Raw genomic sequence first — 18,857 nt, 5'->3', positions numbered from 1 at the left:
CGAAACCTATGACCTGGTCATCGTCGGCGGCGGGATCAGCGGGCTGTCGGCGGCCTATTTCCATCGGGCCAAGCGCCCGAACGACAAGATCCTGATCCTCGACAATCACGACGACTTCGGCGGTCACGCCAAGCGCAACGAGTTCGACGTCGATGGTCTNNNNCGGCTACGGCGGGACCCAGTCGATTGATTCGCCGCGCGGCCGCTACAGCGAGGTCTCGATGGGGCTGCTGAAGGGCCTCGGCATCGAGGTCGAGCGCTTCAACACCGCCTTCGATCAGAAATTCTACACCGAGGCCAAGACCGGCATGGCGACCTTCTTCAAGAAGGGCGTGTTCCAGGCCGATGTCCTTGTTCCAGCTCCTCCTCGTCCTGGTCTGGTGGTCGATCCAGATGAACCTGAAGCGCCTGGCGCCGACATCGAGGCCAAGCGCAAACGGATAGATCTCTATCCGATGTCCGCCGCCGCGCGGGCCAAGATCCTTGAGATCGAAACCTCCGATCGCGACCCGATTCCAGCCAAGTCGATTGAAGAGCTCAGGAAGGTCACCGATCACATCAGCTATGCCGACTTCCTGCGGCGTTACTGGGATGCGTCGGAGGAGGTGCTGACCCTCTACCAACAGAAGCCGCAGGGGCTGTGGGGCGTTGGTATCGACGCGGTGTCGGCGACGACCTGTCTTTGGTCAGGCTATCCAGGCGGCAAGGGGCTGAAGGCCCTCCATCAAGCCGCCGCCGCCGGCGGCGGCGGTCACAACGAGCCCTATATCTACCACTTCCCCGATGGGAACGCGTCGATCGCGCGGATGCTGGTTCGCAACCTCGTCCCGCAGTCGGCGCCTGGGAGCACGATGGAGGACATCGTCACCGCGCCCTTCAATTACGCGACGCTTGATCGCCCGGGCAACAAGGTTCGGATCAGGCTCAACTCGACCGCGGTCCGGGTTCGCAATGTGGGTTCGGACGTCGAGGTCGGCTATGTCCGGGGCGGCAAGCTGGTGCGCGTCAAGGCGCGGNGGAAGGCGTGCCCGAGGCCCAGGCCGAGGCGCTGCACATGAACGTCAAGGCGCCGCTGGTCTATATCAACGTGGCGATGCGCAATTGGCGCGCCTGGTCGAAGCTCGGGATCAACGGGGTCTCGAACCCGGGCGGCATGTTCCCGTCGATGTCGCTCGATTTCCCGGTCAGTCTGGGCGACTACCACTTCGCCCGCACGCCGGACGATCCGATCATCGCTCACCTTCTCCATGTGCCGACGGAGCCCAATGTCGGCCTGGGCATGCGCGAGCAGTATCGCGCCGGCCGAACCAAGCTCTACACGATGACCTTCGGGGATTTCGAAACCAACATCCGTGACGAGATGACCAGGATCCTCGGACCTGGCGGGTTCGTCTTCGACCGCGACGTCGCTGGCATCACGGTCAACCGATGGGCGCACGGCTATGCCTACACCCCGGAATCTCTGACCGACGATCCAGCGGTTCAGAAGGTCCGCGCCGAAACGGCTCGGCAGCCGATCGGGCGTGTCACCATCGCGAACTCTGACGCCGGCTGGGACGCCTACACCGATGTGGCGATCGACCAGGCCCATCGCGCCATCACCGAAATCGCCGGAATGAGCTGATCGTATGATTGGTGTTTTGAAGCCAGCATGGCGCAGGGCTCGGGCGCGATGAAACCAGTATGGGTGGCCGCTGGCCTTTTGGCCCTGGGCGTCCTGGGTGTCGCGCAGGCGCAATCCCCGCCGGGAGGCGCCGCGGCACCGCCGCAGCCGGCCGTGGACCGGGGCGTAGCGGCGGTCGCGACCCGCTGCGCGCTATGTCATGGCGAGCAGATGATTGGCGGCGATCACGCCCCGGCGCTCAAGGGGCCGGAGTTCTGGTCGCAGTGGGAGGGGCGGCCGGCGCGTGAGCTCTACAGCCGCATCATCAGCACCATGCCGCTCGATGAGCCGGGCTCGCTCAGCGAGCAGGAAACCATCGGCATCGTCGATTTCATCGTCCGCAGCAACACCGGCTCGGCGGCGGTCGGATCTGTCCCAGACGCAAGCGGACTCAGCGCCATCACCTTGCCTCCGGCCAGACCCTAGACGTTCGGTCGGCCCTCAAACAACGAACCCCGCCGGCCTGAGGCCGGCGGGGCGAACTGTGCAGACGAGCGTGGCCTCTAGTACCGATAGGAGGCCGAAAGTCCGATCATCCGGGGGCGGCTATAGCTCTCGGTGAACAGCACGCTGCGACGGGTGTAGTTAATCCCCATCGGATCGTTGAAGTTGAACAGGTTGTTGACGAACAGCGAGAGATCGACGCCCTGAAGGTTGGCGCCGACCCGGGCGTTGACGATTGTGCTGTCCGGCGTCGGGGTGTTGCGCGGATTGTAGGACGGACTGCCGGGATCATCGGCGCCTGTGCGACGCGGCGCGCTGCTATAGGTCGCGTCGGCGCGGACATAGAGTTCGCGATCATCGCCGAGCGGGTAGGTGTAGTCGCCCTGCACGGTGATGGTCCACGGCGACCCGGTTCCGGGGACATAGTCGCCCTTGTCAAAGGCCGGCGTGGTGACGTCGAACTTGGTGGAGTTGTAACCCAACGCGGCCGACAGGCCGAGGTTCTCGGTCGGGCGCATATTGATCGCCGCGTCGAAGCCCTTGGATGTCGCCTTGCCGAGATTGTCGACCATGTTGTAACCGCAGTCGGGCAGGGTGATGTTGGTCTGAATTTTATTCCATTTCACCATGTAGATACTGCCGTCGAAGGTCACCATGCCGTCGAATAGACGGTTCTTCGAGCCCGCTTCATAGCTCCAGACGCTGTCGGACTTGTAGGACGTCGGCGATTCTGAGTAGCCGTAGGACGCGAGAGCTTCATCGCAGACGCCAGGCAAGCGGACCTGGGCGCCGCCGGGACGGAAGCCCTTGGCGGCGGTCGCGTAGAGCAGGTTGTCGCTGTCACGCTGCCAGGCGATGCTGAACTTCGGGTTGAACACCTTCTCCTTGGTGTGGAGCGTGTCTCGCGCGTATTCCGGCGTGAAGATGCCCGTGCCGGGGGTGCATCCGCCCGGGATGGGGCACTCGAAGCCATATGGGGCGTTGAGGTTGTTCTCCGGCCCATCCTGGAAGGCGCGGACCGTCAGCTCGTTCTTCGCGTAGCGGCCGCCGACCGTCAGGGTCAGCTCCGGCGTAATTTTGTAGTCGAGCTGTGCGAAGCCGGCGAGTTGCTTCTCGCGGGCCACGCTCTCGGCCCAATAGACGATCGAGTTTTGCAGCAGCGGCGTGCCGAAGGTGTTGAGGAAGGCGCTCGTCCCGGGGAACGGATCGCTTTCGGCGGTGATCCCGAACAGGCTAGGCGCCAGGCCAAGGAAGTTGGTCGGGGTGGTCTCGAGCGAGCCTTGCCGGTTGTTCGTGTAGAAGGCCCCGATCAGCCAGGTCAAAGGCGAATCGGACGGCACCGACTGCAGGCGAACTTCCTGGGTGAAGTTCTTTTGGTTGTCGCGAAGCAGGCTGGAAGATTTGTCGCCCGGCCGGGGTGCGGCGAAGCGGAGGTAGGCGAACCCGTAGCCCGTGGTGGAATCGCCCCAGCGGTAGCTCTTGCGGTCGATGCCCGACGTTGTCGAGACGAAGTGGACCGCGTCGTTCGACCAATCGACCGTCAGGTAGGGCAGGATCATATGATCGTTGCCCTTGTTGTAGTCGGGAAGGACGGCGGGCGTGAGATAGCGCTGGCCGTTGAGCAGCGCGTTGGGATCGCCGGCGGAGAATAGCGGCGTGCGGAAATCGCCTGACGACGCGTCGGTCAGGGTCGACCAGACGCTGCCGATATTGTCGTGCTGGTAGATTTTTTGGTAGTTGACCGAGGCCGTAATGGTCAGGTTTTCGGTCGGGCGGAACGCCAGGGCGGCGCGGCCGGCCGTGGTTTCCGTCCAGTCGGAATCCTCATACGCCGTGCCGGTCACATTGAAGCCCATCGACTTCGTTCCGAGCGCCAGCGTGGGGTCGCGAACGAACGCCTGACCGTTCATGCGGTCGATGTAGCCGGCGTTGCGCCGGAAATAGCCGCTGACCCGGAAAGCCAACTTGTCGGCGATGATCGGGCCGCCGACGGCGACGCCGCCTTCGTAGCCCATTCCGCCGCCGCGAAGCGTCGAGACCTCGGTGCGGGCGTGTCCTGAAAACGAATTGAAGTTCGGCGCGGGCTGGATGAAGCGAACCGTGCCGCCTTGTGAGCCGGCGCCGAACAGGGTGCCTTGGGGACCGCGGAGGATTTCCACGCGGTCGAGGTCGAAGAGGGAAGGGAACAGGGTGCTGGCGGAATAGCCCACCTGGCGCACCTGGATCGGAACGTCGTCAACATAGACCCCGGTCGTGGCCGCACCGGCGCTGGACGAGACGCCGCGGATGGCGATGCGGTTGTTGCCGCCGATGGCGACGCCTGGCGTCAGCCGCACGACGTCGACAAATTCCTTGAGGCCCTTGTTTTCGATCTGCTCCTGCGAGACCGCGGCCACGCTGATCGGAACCTTGGAGAGTTGGCTCTCAGAACGGGTCGCGGTGACGACGACTTCTTCGACCGTCGGCCCAGATTGAGCGAACGCTGGAGTCGCGCCAAGCAGCGGAACCAAGACCGTGAGCGAAGCGCCCCGGAGCCAGATGGATCGCCGCGTTCCCGCGGCAGAAGCTGGTGAGGCCGTCTTGTTTGGCATGTTAGTCCCCCAGTGCTTGTTCCGGCCTGATTGTCATGGCGGCCAGATGACAAGTTGTTGCGTGAGCGCCGTGCGATCATTTGCACGGGCGCACTGTGTGATCACAATTGCCGAACTTCAAGTCGGATTCGCGTGCGCGGGCCGCTAGGTTGGTGAATGCGGCGAGATCTTGGTCGCCTGTGGCGCAAATAGGCTTTCGCTGCCGATATAAGGTAACGGCGTGAAGTGTATACTGGAATTGTGAGGCCGCCAGCGCCGTCCCATTCTGCTGTTGCGAGCTGCTATTTCTTGGGACTCACTAGGTCGCGTAAATACTAAGCAGATGTCGGGGGCGTTCTGGTGTTTCCGCCTGTATCGGAGTCACGCTCCAACAATCTGTGATCGTGATCCTTATGCTTCCCGCTTGGTTGATTGTGGCCAGGCTACCTAGGTTTGATCGACGAGGCCGCCGTCCCGCGATGCGGGCTGACCTGTGATCTCACAATGCTAAGTGGCGGTTGTAACTTGGCGGGATGCCCCAGGCGGGGCGCCCAATCGCCGTGCCTTGGACGGCGGCGATCCTGGCGCGCAGGCGCCGCGAGGAGCCGGATCAGGCGCAGGCGTGACGCCTGCGCCTGATCTCGTTGCAGCCCTATCAGGCCTGGTAGACCGTGGCGCCGCCCGTCACGGTGCGAACGATCTTGATATCCTTGATCTTCTCATTGTCGATCGTGTGGGGATCGTCCGCGAGCATCACGAAGTCGGCCAGCTTGCCGACGGTGATCGACCCCTTGATGGTTTCCTCGTGAGAGGCGAAGGCGCCGTTCAGGGTATTGATTCGGATCGATTCTTCGACGGTGACCCGTTGGTTGGCGCCCCAGATCTCTCCGTTCCAGCCCTTGCGCGTGACCATCCCCTGGACGCCCATCAGCGGGGCGAAGGGGCCCGGGCTGAAGTCTGATCCGGCCGCCGCTGGAATCCCCGCATCGAGGAAGCTGCGGAACGCCATTGAGCGCTTCATGAGCTCCGGCCCATAGAAGTGGAACTTGTCGGCGTTGTAATAGGAATAGGTGGTGAAGGCCGCCGGAATGGCCCCCACGGCTTTCATGCGGCGGAGCAAGTCGTCGTTGATCAGGGTGCAATGCGTGATCTTCGGGCGCGCATCGGGCGTCGGGAAGAGCTTCTGGGCGCGCTCGACCGCCGTGAGGACGGAGTCGATCGCGACGTCGCCATTCGCATGGCAGTTCACTTGGATGCCCGCCCGGTGCACCCGTTCGACCCAGGCGTCCAAGACGTCCTGGGTCTCGGTGATGTTGCCCTTGTAGGGCGGCGACACGCCGGCATAGGGCGTGCTGATCGCCATGGTCCGTTCCGAGAACGAGCCGTCGGCCGTGTGTTCCGAGGTGGCGCCCAGTCGCACCCATTCGTCGCCGAATCCGGTCTTGATCCCGTTGGCGATCATAGCCTCCAAGAGCGGCCCGCTGACCTCGAAGCTCACGCGGTGCTTGAGGTCGCCGCGCGCGCGCACCTCCTGCAGGGCGTCGAGGTCTCCGCCTTGATGGTGGACGCTGGTCAGGCCATAGCGCGCGAACTGCTTGGAGATGTGCGCCAGGCCGTCGCGGTTCCGCTGCAGCAGTTGCGCGTCAGTGTAGGTCGGGCGCTTCCCGATTTTGCTGAAGACGCCATTCGCCCGATCCGTGACACGACCGTTCAGCTCACCGTTTTTGTCCCGATCGAACGTCCCGCCAGGCGGGTTGGCGGTCGCCTTGGTGACGCCGGCCATCTGCAGCGCTTTGCTGTTGTAATAGGAGGTGTGGCCACCCCGGTGTCGAACGGCCACCGGGTGCTCTGTCGACACCTTGTCGAGATCGTGGACCGTGACCTCGCGCTTATCCTTGACCTTGGTGTCGTCGAAGAAGAAGCCCTCGATCCAAAAGTCCGGCGGGGTCTGCTGAGCCTTGGCGCGTAGCTTGCCGACGATGCTGTCGACCGTGACGAACTCGACTTCAAACGGATTGCCGACCAGAACCTCGTAGAGCAGCACGTTGCCCATGGCGTGGTTGTGGCAATCGATGAAGCCCGGAACGATCGTCATCCCCTGGGCGTCCAGGACCTGGGTGCCCTTGCCGACCAGGGACTTGATGTCGTCGTTGCGGCCTACCGCCACAAAGCGACTGTTCTTGACGGCGAAGGCTTCGGCTCGAGGTGAGGCGGGATCGACCGTGTAGACCTTGGCGTTGAGCACGACCAGGTCGGGGTCCAGCGTGGCGGCGTTTGCGAGCCCGGCCCATTGTCCGCCGATCAGGCCGGCGACGCCGGCTCCGGAAAGGCCCATGAAGCCTCGGCGGCTCTGTCGCTGACTCACCATCAAAATTCCCCCGTATCTTGCCGCGTTTCGTCGCGAGGCCGGCTCGCCGCCGCCATTACGGCTGATTGATAACTGTGATCTCTAATGCGTCAAGCACGATCAGATTCACCGGGTGTCGGGCCTCGACGTTCTTTCAGGGGAGATGCCTTGAAATCTACGGTTTTGCGTTTTTTGACATTGTAAATATTGGAAAACGTCAGCGCGTGATCCTGAGGACGAACGGCTGATCGCTTGGGATCCCTGGGCGCGGCAGGTCGGGTTTGTCTGTGATAATAGTTGTCTGTCGCCGAATGCGCGACATGATCCGACTGGCGAGCGGCGATACGACTACAAGCTGACGCCGAAGGGGCGATCGGCGGCGAGCTAGCCGCGCCGGGCCGCCTCGATCGCTGCGACGTCGATTTTCCCCATGGTCATCATGGCTTCAAACGCGCGCTTTGCTTCGTCGCCGCCGGCGGCCATCGCCTCGGTCAGGACGCGCGGCGTGATTTGCCAGGAAATCCCCCATCGATCCTTGCACCAACCGCAGGCGCTCTCCTGGCCGCCATTACCGACGATGGCGTTCCAATAGCGGTCGGTCTCTTCCTGGTCGTCGGTGGCGATCTGGAACGAGAAGGCTTCGTCATGCTTGAAAGCCGGGCCCCCGTTCAGGCCAAGGCAAGGAATCCCGGCGACCGTGAACTCGACGGTCAGCACGTCGCCCTCTTTGCCGGACGGGTAGTCGCCTGGCGCCCGGCGCACGGCGCTCACCGCGCTGTCGGGAAAGGTCTCGGCGTAGAAGCGGGCCGCAGCCTCGGCGTCGTTATCGTACCAGAGACAAATCGTATTCTTCGCCATGGCGTGTTCCTTCGTTTTGGAGCCGATTTCCTGGCCGCTTTTCCCCACGAGCCATTGTCCCAATTGGGCGGCCAACGCTTTGTGACCCCGTAAGGGGACGTCGCCAAGCCACGCCACGTGGCCGACAAGGCCGGCGCGGGGTAGGCGTCCTTGCAGAACCTTGTGGATCGGCGGCGGTTCCGGGCTGTCGAATAACCGGTGCGACGCGCCAGGTCGCCGAGCGGGCTCTGGACGCGGCGCGCCGACGTGCGGTCAAGTGATAGCGCCAACCTGGAGACCCAGACCCATGATCTCGAAAGTCGCCGTCCTCGTCGCCGCGCTCGCCTCGCTGTGGGCCGTCGGCGCGCAGGCTCAGCTCCTGCCGCAGGACACCGAGGTCTGGAAGCCGGAGCCGCTGGTGGTGACGCCCGCCGCTCAGCTTGGCGGCGCGCCGCCGTCCGACGCCATCGTGCTGTTCGGCGGCAAGGACCTTGGCGAATGGGTGACGTCCAAGGACAAGTCGCCTGCGGGTTGGAGCGTGGCTGATGGCTTGCTGACCGTGAACAAGGCGGCCGGCAACATCGAAACGAAGCGGAGCTTCCGGGACTTTCAGCTTCATATTGAGTGGCGCGTCCCGGCGAACATTTCCGGGACCGGGCAGGGGCGCGGCAACAGCGGGGTCTTCCTGGCCTCCACAGGGCGTGGGGACGCCGGCTACGAGCTGCAAATTCTCGATTCGTACGCCAACCCGACCTATGTGAACGGTCAGGCCGCGAGCATCTACAAACAGCGTCCGCCGCTGGTGAACGCCAGCCGCAAGCCGGGCGAGTGGCAGACCTATGATGTGATCTGGAGGGCGCCGGTGTTCGGCGCCGATGGTGTCGTGGCCAAGCCCGCGCGGGTGAGCGTGCTGCACAATGGCGTGCTGGTGCAGGACAATTTCGCCCTGGCCGGCGAGACCGTCTATATCGGCCAGCCGGCCTACCGGCCCCACGGGGCCGCGCCGATCAAGCTGCAGGCGCATGGCGACCGCAGCGAGCCGATCAGCTTCCGCAACATCTGGGTTCGCGAACTGCCGCCGTCCGTCTGATTAGTCGGCGGCGCGAGGCTTCGCCGTGCTCGACCGGATCACGAGTTGGTGGGGCAAGGTCACGTGCTGTAGCCCGTCGCTACGGCCCGAAAGGATATCGAGCAGCAAGCGAACGACCTCGTGGCCGATCTTGTCCATGGGCTGGCTGACCGTGGTCAGCTGCGGGTCGAGGTACTGGGCGAAGCGGATGTCGTCGAAGCCGACCAGCGAGACGTCCTGGGGGCACCGCAGGCCGCCGCGCCGGATGGCGTCGAGCGCGCCCATGGCCATCTCGTCGCTGAAGCAGAAAATGGCGGTGGGGCGGTGAGCTCCGCTCAGCAGCCCCTCAGCTTGGCGCACGCCGGACTCGATGGAGAAGTCACCGGTGACCACCTGCAGGGCCTCGGCGTGGCCGTGGCGCTCAGCGGCGGCGCGCACGCCGGTCAGGCGGTCGCTGCTGAGCGGACTGGCCAGCGGCCCGGTGATCACGCCGACCCGGCTGTGGCCCAGGCCATAGAGGTGGTCCATGACCTCGATGGCGGCGCGCTCGTTGTCGATGTGGGCGCCGGAAACGCCGAGGTCAGGGCGGTATTCGCAACCGTTCACGATCGGGGTGCGGGGCCCCATGGTCCTGACCATTTCGGCCAGGGTGTCGGGCAGGCGATGGCCCAGGAAGATGAGGCCGTCGGCCTCCTTGCGCCGGAGCATGGTGGCGTACTGCTCCTCGCGTTCCTCCTCGTGGCGCGTATCGCCCAGGAGAACGGAGTATCCCGCGGCGTGGGCGGCTTCCTCGACCCCGCGGATGACCTGGGAGAAGAACGGGTTGGAGATGTCTGGGACGGTGACCAGGATCTTCTCGGTGCGCAGCGTCCGCAGGCTCTTGGCCGCGAAGTTCGGCTCGTAACCGAGGCGGGTCACCGCCTCCATCACCTTCTGCCGTGTGCCCTCCAGGACAAGGGCTGGGGCGCTGAAAACCCTTGAGACCGTCGCGGTGGAAACCCCGGCGTCGCGCGCGACATCTTGAATGGTAGGCATTGGCGAGAAACTGGCGGTAAGCCGCCCCCATTGCAAGGCGCAGGTCGTTTGCGCGGCGGCTTAGATTGCAGTTGCCGCCCGAATACGCGCCTGTTATCGATGATTTCGATTACATTAAGTGCGAGCAGGGGCCCGGAAATTGGGCTGGACCGGCCGCGCCGCTGATTAACGCCAGGCAAAGCGGTCTGGAGGTCGCGGCGCCAAGGTCCATAATGCTGCCGCCAGGCCAACCGGGGAGGCCGAAGACATGACGGCGAGCGTACGGCTCTTCTTGATGATGGTGCTCCAGCTGGCGATCTGGGGAGCCTGGGCGCCGAAGCTGTTTCCCTACATGGGCATGCTGGGTTTCAGCTCCTGGCAGCAGTCGCTGGTGGGCAGCTCCTGGGGCGTCGCGGCCCTGGTGGGGATCTTCTTCTCCAACCAGTTCGCGGACCGGAACTTCGCCGCCGAGCGATTCCTGGCGGTCAGTCACCTGATCGGCGGCCTGGCCCTGGTGGGCGTGGCGTTTTCGACCAGCTTCTGGCCGTTCTTCGCCTGCTACCTGCTCTACAGCCTGCTCTATGTGCCGACGCTGTCGGTCTCCAATTCCATCGCCTTCGCCAACCTGCGGGACCCGGCCAAGGATTTCGGCGCGGTGCGGATGGGCGGCACGATCGGCTGGGTGCTGGTCAGCTGGCCCTTCATCTTCCTGCTGGGCGCGCACGCCACGCCCGATCAGGTCCGGTGGATCTTCCTGGTCGCCGCCGGGGTCTCGTTCCTGGCCGCCGCCTATTCCCTGACCTTGCCGCACACGCCGGCCCGCAAGGACGCGCCGGGCATCGACAAGCTGGCCTGGCGGCGAGCGTTGAAGCTGCTGGGCACGCCGTTCGTCATGGTGCTGTTCATCGTCACCTTCATCGATTCGGTGATCCATAACGGCTACTTCGTGGTCTCCGACGCCTTCCTCACCGACCGGGTTGGGATCGCGGGCAATCTCAGCATGGTGGTGCTCAGCCTCGGCCAGGTGGCCGAAGTCGTGACCATGTTCGTGCTGGGCGGGGTGCTGATCAGGCTGGGCTGGAAGGCCACGATGATCATCGGCATCCTCGGTCACGCCGCGCGCTTCGTGGTCTTCGCCTTCTTCGCCGACAGCATCCCGGTGATCGTGGCCGTGCAGCTGCTGCACGGGGTCTGCTACGCCTTCTTCTTCGCCACGGTTTACATCTTCGTGGACGCCGTCTTCCCCAAGGACGTCAGGTCCAGCGCGCAGGGCCTGTTCAATCTGCTGATCCTGGGGGTCGGCAATGTCGTGGCGAGCTTCCTGTTCCCGGCCCTCATGGGACGGTTGAGCCAGGCGGTCGTCGGCCCGGACGGCGTGACCAAGAACGTTGTCGACTATTCGGCTCTGTTCCTGGTGCCGACCGGCATGGCGCTGGTCGCGGTGCTGCTGCTGGCCCTGTTCTTCCGGCCGCCCACCCGAGGACCGGTGTCGGTCGAGGACGCCCCAGGCGACGCGCTGGCGCCCGATCGCAGCGTTCAGTCGGCCTCCTAGTCGTTTCGTTCGAACCCACATCGCCAAGCCAGGCAAAAGGAGAGCCCAAGTGCGCTCAACACCTTCCGCGAACAGAACCTCGCTCGACACCGCCGGCCTTCAGCGCCGCGGAGTGCTTGCGGGCGGACTTGCAACCTTGGGGGCGATGATGACCAGCGGAACAGCCAGCGCGGCGGCCAAGCCGTTCTTTAAGCGGGTGGGCCTGCCGATCGGCGTCCAGCTCTACACCTTGGGTCCGGACGCCCAGAAGGACCTCGGCGGCACGCTCGCGGCGGTCTCCAAGATCGGCTTCAAGACGGTCGAGCTGGCCGGGTTCCTCGGCCACACCCCGGTCGAGCTGCGCGCGGCCTTCGACGCCGCCGGCCTGAAATGCACCAGCGCCCACGTCGGCGGCCGTCCGATGGGGCCTGGCCCGACACTCAGCGGCGACCTTGGCAAGCTGGCCGACGACCTGAAGACGGTCGGTGTGAAGACCGTGGTCATGCCGCTGTTCTACCTTCCCGACCGCTTCGAGCTGAAGCTGCTGCCTGGCGAGGACGGCGGCGGGCTGCTGCGGCGGCTGGGCGGCCAGATGACCGCCGACGACTGGAAGTGGAATGCCGAGTTCCTGAACCAAAAGGCTGAGATTCTGAAGAAGTCCGGCCTGCGGCTCGGCTATCACAACCACAACAATGAGTTCCTGCCGCTCGGTCAGACCAACGGCATGGAGATCCTGCTCAAGGAAACCGACCCCTCGCTGGTCACCTTCGAGATGGACGCCGGCTGGGTCACGGCCGCGGGCCACGATCCGTTCGCGATGCTGAAGGAGCACAAGGGCCGCTTCACCCTGATGCACGTCAAGGACATCAAGGCGAGCACCAAGCCCAACTTCGAGCTGCGCCAGGATCCCACCGAGGTGGGCGGCGGCATGATCAACTGGCCCAAGCTGCTTCCGGCGGCCTATGCGGCCGGCGTGCGGGAATTCTTCGTCGAACAAGAGCCGCCGTTCGCCCACCCGAGGCTCGAATCCACGCGGATTAGCTACGACTATCTGGCCAGCGTGGCTGGCTGATGGGGACCTTTAGGTACGCGATCTCGGCGGGGTGCGCCCTCCTGTGACGAAGAGCAGTCAAACGCCTCTGCGGCTGGCCATGGTTGGCGGGGGACCCGGTTCGTTCATCGGGCCGGTCCACCGCATGGCCGCCGAACTCGACGGACGCATTCGGCTCGTGGCTGGCGTATTCAGCCGCGACGCCGAGAAGAACGCCCTGGCCGCTGACGGCTGGGGGGTGTCGCGCGAGCGCACCTACACCGACTATGGCGCGATGTTCGAAGCCGAACGGGTGCGGGCTGACGGGGTCGACCTGGTCGCCGTCGTCACCCCCAACCACCTGCACTTCGAGGTCTCGGCCGCCGCGCTCCGGGCGGGGTTGCACGTGATGAGCGACAAGCCGGCGACGCTGGATCTGGCGCAGGCGCGCGAGTTGGCGAAGGTCGTGGCCGGTTCGGGCCGCCACTACGGACTGACCTATGTCTATACGGGCTATCCGATGGTCCGCGAGGCGCGCGAGATCGTGCGGCGCGGCGATCTGGGCCGGGTCCGCAAGATCGTCGTGGAGTACGCCCAGGGCTGGCTCTCGCGGCCGATCGAGCGTGACGGCGACAAGCAGGCGACGTGGCGGGCCGACCCGGCCCAGTCCGGTGTTGGCGGCTGCATCGGCGACATCGGCGTGCACGCCTTCAACATCGCCGAGTTCGTGGCGGGCGTTCAGGTCGAACACATGTGCGCCGACATCGCCGCCGTGGTGCCGGGGCGGGTGCTGGACGACGACTGCAACATCCTGCTGCGGTTCAAGGGCGGCGCGCGCGGGGTGTTGATCGCCTCGCAGATCTCGGCGGGCGCCCGCAACGGCCTGCAGCTCAAGGTCTATGGCGAGAAGGGTGCGATCACCTGGTCGCACGAACGCCACACCGAGTTGGTGGTCGACTGGCTCGATGACCCGACCCAAGTGCTGCACGCAGGCGCGGGCTACCTCAGCCCGGTCGCTCAGGCCGCCTCGCGTATTCCCACCGGGCATCCGGAGGGGTTCATCGAGGCCTTCGCCAACATCTATCGTGATTTCGCCGACGCGATCACCGCAGGCCGGGGGCAAGCTGAGCTCGTGCCCGACATCGGTGAGGGCGTTCGAGGCATGGCGTTCGTTGAGCGCGCCGTCGCGGCCAGCCGCGCCGGTGAAGGTTGGGTCACGCTCGAAGGAGGCGCACGATGAAGACACTCAAGGGACCTGGCATTTTCCTGGCCCAGTTCATCGGCGCCGAGCCGCCTTTCGACCGGCTCGAGACCATGGCCGCCTGGGTCGCGGACCTCGGCTATGTCGGCGTGCAGATGCCGACGGGCGGGGCGGACTCGTTCTTCAATCTGGAACTGGCCGCGCAAAGCCAAGTCTATTGCGATGACATCGCCGGGCTGCTGGCCGAGCACGGCCTGCAGATCACCGAGCTGTCGACCCATCTCCAGGGGCAGTTGGTCGCGGTCCATCCGGCCTATGACGAGCTCTTCGACGGCTTCGCGCCGCCGCAACTGCGGGGCAAGCCGCAGGACCGCCAGGCCTGGGCGGTCAGCCAGGTGAAGGCCGCGGCCGTCGCCAGCCGCAGGCTTGGCCTGTCGGCCCATGCTACGTTCTCCGGCGCCTTGGCCTGGCCCTATCTCTATCCGTGGCCGCAACGGCCCGCCGGCTTGGTGGAGGAGGCGTTCGCCGAGCTGGGACGCCGCTGGCGGCCGATCCTCGACGTCTTCGAGGATGAAGGCGTCGACGCTTGTTTCGAAATCCATCCGGGCGAAGACCTGCACGACGGGGCCAGTTTCGAGCGCTTTCTGGACGTGGTCGGCGGCCATCCGCGCGCCAACATCCTCTATGACCCCAGCCACCTGCTGCTGCAGCAGATGGACTATCTCGGCTTCATCGACCGCTATCACGAGCGGATCCGCGCCTTCCACGTCAAGGACGCCGAGTTCCGTCCCGATGCGCGCGCCGGCGTCTATGGCGGATATCAGGGGTGGGTCGAACGGCCCGGCCGCTTCCGCTCGCTGGGCGACGGCCAGGTGGACTTCAAGGCGATCTTCTCCAAGTTCGCTCAGTACGACTATTCCGGCTGGGCCGTGCTCGAATGGGAGTGCGCGCTGAAGCATCCGGAGCAGGGGGCCCGCGAGGGCGCGCCGTTCATCCGCGATCACATCATCCAGGTGACCGACCGGGCGTTCGACGACTTCGCCGGCAGCGCGCCGGACGCCGCGCGGAACCGGCGGCTGCTGGGGCTCTGATCCCAGCAAGCCGCACGCCGTGGCGCGGGCCCGCCTAGCGGGTCGGCGTCAGATCCTGGATCTCGATGTCCTTGAACGCGATCGGGTGCCCCTCGCTCTGCAGGGCGATGTAGCCTTCGGTCAGGGCCAGCGAGCCGCTGCGGGCGGACATGTAGTCCTTGGCCACGGCGGCGAACCGATCGTTCGGATCAAGCTCGAGCCCGCCATAGTGCTGGACGACCACGCCGTCGATCTTTTGGAAGACCTCGCCGTTCGGCAGCACGTCGAGTTCGAGCTTGGTCCAGGTCCCGTTGGGGATGGTCGGTCCATTGGCCGGCGAGGTGCAGTGCTCCTTCGCGCGGACGCCGTCGAAGGTGATGCTGACGCCCGGCGTGCAGACCGCGCCCGTCGGCCGGGGGCCGTCGCCGTCACGGCCGAGAATCTGAAACTCGACGGATATCGGGAACGGCTGAGCCAGCGTCATGCTCTCGGCGCTCTGGCTGTGGAACATCACGCCGCTGTTGCCGCGCGCCCAGGCCGGGGTGTCGGGCAGGCTGGGATCCAGGACCTTGTACATCAACCGCAGGCGGTAGGCCTTGAACGGGGTCTTGTAGAAAAGATGCCCGAACCGGCCCTTGAACTGGTCATAGCCGGCGTAGGACACCACGATGGAGCCGTCCTGCACGATGAAGGTCTGCTGATAGTTTTCGCCGGCCGGATAGCCGGCGATCTTCGGCGTCCAGCCGTCCAGGGTTCGCCCGTCGAATATCGGCCGCCATGCCGCCTCGGCCGTCGCATCGGGCGTGTGGGCGCAGGCCGAAATCGCCAGGCAGCCGGCGAGCAGCGCGGCCTTTGAGAGTGAACGGCGCAGTCCAGGATATCGGGTCATGTTTCCCCCAGAAACCTCTCGGCGCTCTCATCGGCGCCCCTTGTTCGCTTGCAATGTAACCCATTTCATGGAACCTGAAGCCGTGCAAAGCAACAGTTGGCGCGGTGACGGATTCGTCGTCGCTTGAGCTGACGAAAGATCGACGACAGAGCGTCGTCGAGCCTGGATCAGGGGGGAACTATGGCCAACCTCAACGGACGCTGGCGTCGGGAAAACACCTACGACGCCATTGTGGTCGGAAGCGGCATCTCGGGCGGCTGGGCGGCCAAGGAGCTGACTCAGAAGGGCCTGAAGACCCTCGTCCTGGAGCGTGGCCCGATGGTGCGCCACCTGGAGGACTATCCGACCGCGACCATGGACCCCTGGGAGGCGAAGTACCCCCAAGGCAAGCTGCCGCCGGAAGAGTTGAAAGGCCACTATCCGGTTCAGATGCGCACCGGGTACGCGGTCACCGAATACACCAAGCATTTCTTCGTCCGCGACGACGAAAACCCCTACACTGAGGAGAGCCGGTTCGACTGGATCCGCGGCTATCACGTCGGCGGACGCTCGCTCACCTGGGGCCGCCAGACCTATCGGCACAGCCCCATCGATTTCGAGGCCAACGCCCGCGACGGGGTCGCCGTCGACTGGCCGATCCGCTACGCCGACCTCGCGCCCTGGTATGACTATGTGGAGCGCTTCATCGGCGTCAGCGGTCAGAACGAAGGGCTGGCGCATCTTCCCGACGGCCAGTTCCAGCCGCCGATGGAGATGAACTGCGTTGAGAAGGCCTTCAAATCGCGGGCCGAGTCACGCTTCCCCGACCGCCGGATCACCATGGGCCGGGCCGCCCACCTGACCGAGCCGACGGAAGAGCAGCTGAGCCTCGGTCGCTCGAAGTGCCAGCATCGCAACATGTGCAGCCGCGGTTGTCCGTTCGGCGCCTATTTCAGCTCCAACTCCGCGACCCTGGTGGCGGCCGAACGCACCAGCAATCTGCGGATGCGCCCCAACTCCATCGTCACCTCGCTGATCTTCGATCCGGCGGCGGGCAAGGCCAGCGGCGTGCGGGTGCTGGACGCCGAGACCGGCGAGGAGTCCGAGTACTACGCGAAGGTGATCTTCCTCTGCGCCTCGGCCCTCAACTCGGCCGGGATCATGCTGAACTCGACCAGCGACCGCTTCCCCAACGGCTTCGGCAACGGCAGCGATCAGCTCGGCCGCAACGTCATGGATCACCACCTGAACGTCGGGGCGCGGGCCCAGGTCGAAGGGTTCGACGACAAGTACTATTCGGGCCGCCGGCCCAACGGGATCTATGTGCCGCGCTTCCGCAACCTCGGCGACGAAGGCAGCGCCCGGAAGGACTACATGCGGGGCTTTGGCTATCAAGGCGGCGCCTCGCGCCCCAGCTGGAACCGCGATCTCGGCGGGGAGGGCTTCGGGGCCGAGCGCAAGACCGCTCTGACCCAGCCTGGTCCCTGGACGATGGCGCTCGGCGGGTTCGGTGAAATCCTGCCCTACGCCGACAACCGGATTACCTTGAACCACGACGTCAAGGACAAGTACGGACAGCCGACTCTCAAGATCAAGGTCTCGATCCGCGAGAACGAGATCGCCATGCGCCGCGACATGAAGGCCTCGGCGGTGGAGCTGCTGGAGGCGGCGGGCTTCAAGAACGTCCAGGGCGCCGATCTTGGCTATGCGCCGGGCCTGGGCATCCACGAGATGGGAACCGCCCGGATGGGCCGCGACCCGCGGACTTCGGTGCTGAACGCCCATAACCAGGTGCACGAGTGCACGAACGTCTATGTCACTGATGGGGCGGCGATGACGTCGGCCTCATGCGTGAACCCCTCGCTGACCTACATGGCGCTGACCGCAAGGGCCTGCGACCATGCGGTGAAGGCGGGCAAGAAGGGCGAGCTCTAGGCGCTGTCGGCGACGGAGCAGGATGTGGGGAACGAGCAGATGCTGAACAGACGAGAAGCGATGTGGGGCGTCGCCCTGACCATGGGGATCGCCTCGGCCGGGATGGCCGGGCCGGTGGCCGCAGCTATGCAGCCTTTGGCCTGGGCCCCGACGGCGCTCACGCCAGACCAGGCCCGTCTGGTCGACGTGGTGGCCGAGCTGATCATGCCGGCGACCGACACGCCCGGCGCCAGGCAGGTCGGCGTGCCGCAGTTCATCGACCGGGCGCTGGCCACCTATTGCGACAAGGCGCAGGCCAAGCTGCTGAGGGACGGGCTGACGCGGATGGACGCCGACGCTCGCTCCGCCAACGGCGCGATCTTCGTGAACCTCACCGCGCCGCAGCAGATCGAGCTGCTCACGCGCTATGACCAGGAGGCCGCGGCCCTGCGGAAACAATCGCCGCTGGCGCCGCCGCCGCACTTCTTCTCGGCGCTGAAGGAGCTGGTCACGGTCGGCTACTTCACCTCCGAACCCGGTGCGACCGTCGCCCTCAGGTACGATCCGGTGCCGGGCGCCTATCACGGCTGCGTTCCGCTGTCGGAAATCGGGCGGGCCTGGGCGACCTAGGGCCCACGGCGGGCCGCTCCGGCGGTCCACGTGCTTGATGTCGACGCCCTACATGTTCTACGTTTGTTCTATCATGTGTTTGATGGAAAGGCATGGACATGGTCATGCAGGGAATGCGGGAGGTTCTGTTCTTCGGGATACTCCCAGACGCCGCCGCAGCGGCGCAAATGACGGTGTTGGGACGGGATCTCGCCAATGGAGATCGGCTTTGTCCGGCCGAGAAGCTGCATCTGTCGCTGCTCGGTTTCCAACTCGACGTCTGGCGGCGTGACACGCTGCTCGCCCTCGCCAGGCGGGTCGGCGCGGCGATAGCGACCGAGAAGTTTGACGTCGTCCTGCCCAAGGCGTGCAGCTTTGCAAGACGTGAGGCGTCCGGGTCGCTCGTGCTGCGCTGCGCGCCGGCGGCGACCGGGCTTTTGACGCGACTGAAGGACGGGCTGGTCGACGCCGCGGCGGCGAACGGCCTCAACCTTCGCGGACCTTCCCGTTTTACGCCGCATGTCACGCTGGCCTACAGGGCGACGGCGATTTCGGAGACGACCCTCGATAGGCCGATCAGCTGGCGCGCGCGGGAGGTGGTCCTCATCCGCAGCGAGCAGGGGCGGGGCCGCTACACCTATGTCGAGCGTTGGCCGCTGGGGTCGACCTAAACTCACCGTACACTATATC

The 18,857-nt window shown here is 65.3% G+C and carries 14 protein-coding genes and 1 pseudogene; 10 read left to right on the top strand and 5 right to left on the bottom strand.

The window, feature by feature from the left end:
• Window positions 1–13 precede the first annotated feature (13 nt).
• Together ASE02_RS23420 and ASE02_RS20265 are read left to right on the top strand one after the other, a co-directional pair.
• Window positions 14–159 (top strand): annotated as a pseudogene (locus tag ASE02_RS23420) (NAD(P)-binding protein); the annotation flags it as partial.
• A 1,513-nt stretch (window positions 160–1,672) separates the two neighbouring features.
• A complete protein-coding gene (locus tag ASE02_RS20265) occupies window positions 1,673–2,089 on the top strand; it encodes a cytochrome c (RefSeq protein WP_156406159.1) in 417 nt (138 codons plus the stop codon).
• 77 nt (window positions 2,090–2,166) lie between these two features.
• Here the strand turns inward: ASE02_RS20265 and ASE02_RS20260 are convergent, their stop codons facing one another.
• The 3 genes from ASE02_RS20260 to ASE02_RS20250 all read right to left on the bottom strand — a co-directional run bounded on the left by ASE02_RS20260 (window position 2,167) and on the right by ASE02_RS20250 (window position 7,957).
• A complete protein-coding gene (locus tag ASE02_RS20260) occupies window positions 2,167–4,617 on the bottom strand; it encodes a TonB-dependent receptor (RefSeq protein WP_056736831.1) in 2,451 nt (816 codons plus the stop codon).
• Between the two features lie 715 nt (window positions 4,618–5,332).
• Window positions 5,333–7,012: an amidohydrolase gene (locus ASE02_RS20255; RefSeq protein WP_056736829.1), complete on the bottom strand. Its 1,680-nt coding sequence runs from the start codon at window positions 7,010–7,012 to the stop codon at window positions 5,333–5,335.
• Between the two features lie 396 nt (window positions 7,013–7,408).
• On the bottom strand, window positions 7,409–7,957 hold the full coding sequence (locus ASE02_RS20250) for a VOC family protein (protein WP_369818595.1): 549 nt from the start codon (window positions 7,955–7,957) through the stop codon (window positions 7,409–7,411).
• 211 nt (window positions 7,958–8,168) lie between these two features.
• On the opposite strand from ASE02_RS20250, the gene ASE02_RS20245 reads away from it, so the two are divergent.
• On the top strand, window positions 8,169–8,951 hold the full coding sequence (locus ASE02_RS20245; protein ID WP_056736826.1) for a DUF1080 domain-containing protein: 783 nt from the start codon (window positions 8,169–8,171) through the stop codon (window positions 8,949–8,951).
• Here ASE02_RS20245 and ASE02_RS20240 read toward each other — a convergent pair whose 3' ends face one another.
• Window positions 8,952–9,965 carry a LacI family DNA-binding transcriptional regulator gene (locus ASE02_RS20240; protein WP_056736824.1) on the bottom strand — a complete coding sequence of 338 codons (1,014 nt, stop codon included), beginning with the start codon at window positions 9,963–9,965 and terminating at the stop codon, window positions 8,952–8,954.
• A gap of 247 nt (window positions 9,966–10,212) precedes the next feature.
• Here ASE02_RS20240 and ASE02_RS20235 point away from each other — a divergent pair, with 247 nt between their 5' ends.
• The 4 genes from ASE02_RS20235 (at window position 10,213) to ASE02_RS20220 (ending at window position 14,797) form a co-directional block, all read left to right on the top strand.
• Window positions 10,213–11,496, top strand: coding sequence for an MFS transporter (locus ASE02_RS20235; RefSeq protein WP_056736821.1), 1,284 nt, complete (start codon window positions 10,213–10,215; stop codon window positions 11,494–11,496).
• Between the two features lie 148 nt (window positions 11,497–11,644).
• Window positions 11,645–12,547: a sugar phosphate isomerase/epimerase gene (locus ASE02_RS20230; RefSeq protein WP_235536774.1), complete on the top strand. Its 903-nt coding sequence runs from the start codon at window positions 11,645–11,647 to the stop codon at window positions 12,545–12,547.
• Between the two features lie 79 nt (window positions 12,548–12,626).
• Window positions 12,627–13,745 carry a Gfo/Idh/MocA family protein gene (locus ASE02_RS20225; protein ID WP_056736818.1) on the top strand — a complete coding sequence of 373 codons (1,119 nt, stop codon included), beginning with the start codon at window positions 12,627–12,629 and terminating at the stop codon, window positions 13,743–13,745.
• Window positions 13,742–14,797 carry a sugar phosphate isomerase/epimerase gene (locus ASE02_RS20220; protein ID WP_056736816.1) on the top strand — a complete coding sequence of 352 codons (1,056 nt, stop codon included), beginning with the start codon at window positions 13,742–13,744 and terminating at the stop codon, window positions 14,795–14,797. Before ASE02_RS20225 ends, ASE02_RS20220 begins: the two co-directional genes overlap by 4 nt.
• Window positions 14,798–14,831: 34 nt before the next feature.
• On the opposite strand, the gene ASE02_RS20215 is transcribed toward ASE02_RS20220, so the two are convergent.
• Window positions 14,832–15,665, bottom strand: coding sequence for a DUF1080 domain-containing protein (locus ASE02_RS20215; protein WP_056736814.1), 834 nt, complete (start codon window positions 15,663–15,665; stop codon window positions 14,832–14,834).
• A 180-nt stretch (window positions 15,666–15,845) separates the two neighbouring features.
• On the opposite strand from ASE02_RS20215, the gene ASE02_RS20210 reads away from it, so the two are divergent.
• The 3 genes from ASE02_RS20210 to ASE02_RS20200 all read left to right on the top strand — a co-directional run bounded on the left by ASE02_RS20210 (window position 15,846) and on the right by ASE02_RS20200 (window position 18,838).
• Window positions 15,846–17,579, top strand: a complete 1,734-nt coding sequence (locus tag ASE02_RS20210) for a GMC oxidoreductase (protein WP_056736812.1) — start codon at window positions 15,846–15,848, stop codon at window positions 17,577–17,579.
• 39 nt (window positions 17,580–17,618) lie between these two features.
• Window positions 17,619–18,188 (top strand): gluconate 2-dehydrogenase subunit 3 family protein, encoded by a 570-nt coding sequence (locus ASE02_RS20205; protein WP_056737401.1) that lies wholly within the window; start codon window positions 17,619–17,621, stop codon window positions 18,186–18,188.
• A 92-nt stretch (window positions 18,189–18,280) separates the two neighbouring features.
• Entirely contained in the window at window positions 18,281–18,838 is a 558-nt protein-coding gene (locus ASE02_RS20200; protein WP_056736810.1) for a 2'-5' RNA ligase family protein, read from the top strand.
• Window positions 18,839–18,857 lie beyond the last annotated feature (19 nt).

The sequence above is a fragment of the Phenylobacterium sp. Root700 genome, from assembly GCF_001429025.1.
In the GTDB taxonomy this organism is placed as follows: domain Bacteria; phylum Pseudomonadota; class Alphaproteobacteria; order Caulobacterales; family Caulobacteraceae; genus Phenylobacterium.
This window is presented reverse-complemented; position numbering and strand designations above follow the sequence as displayed.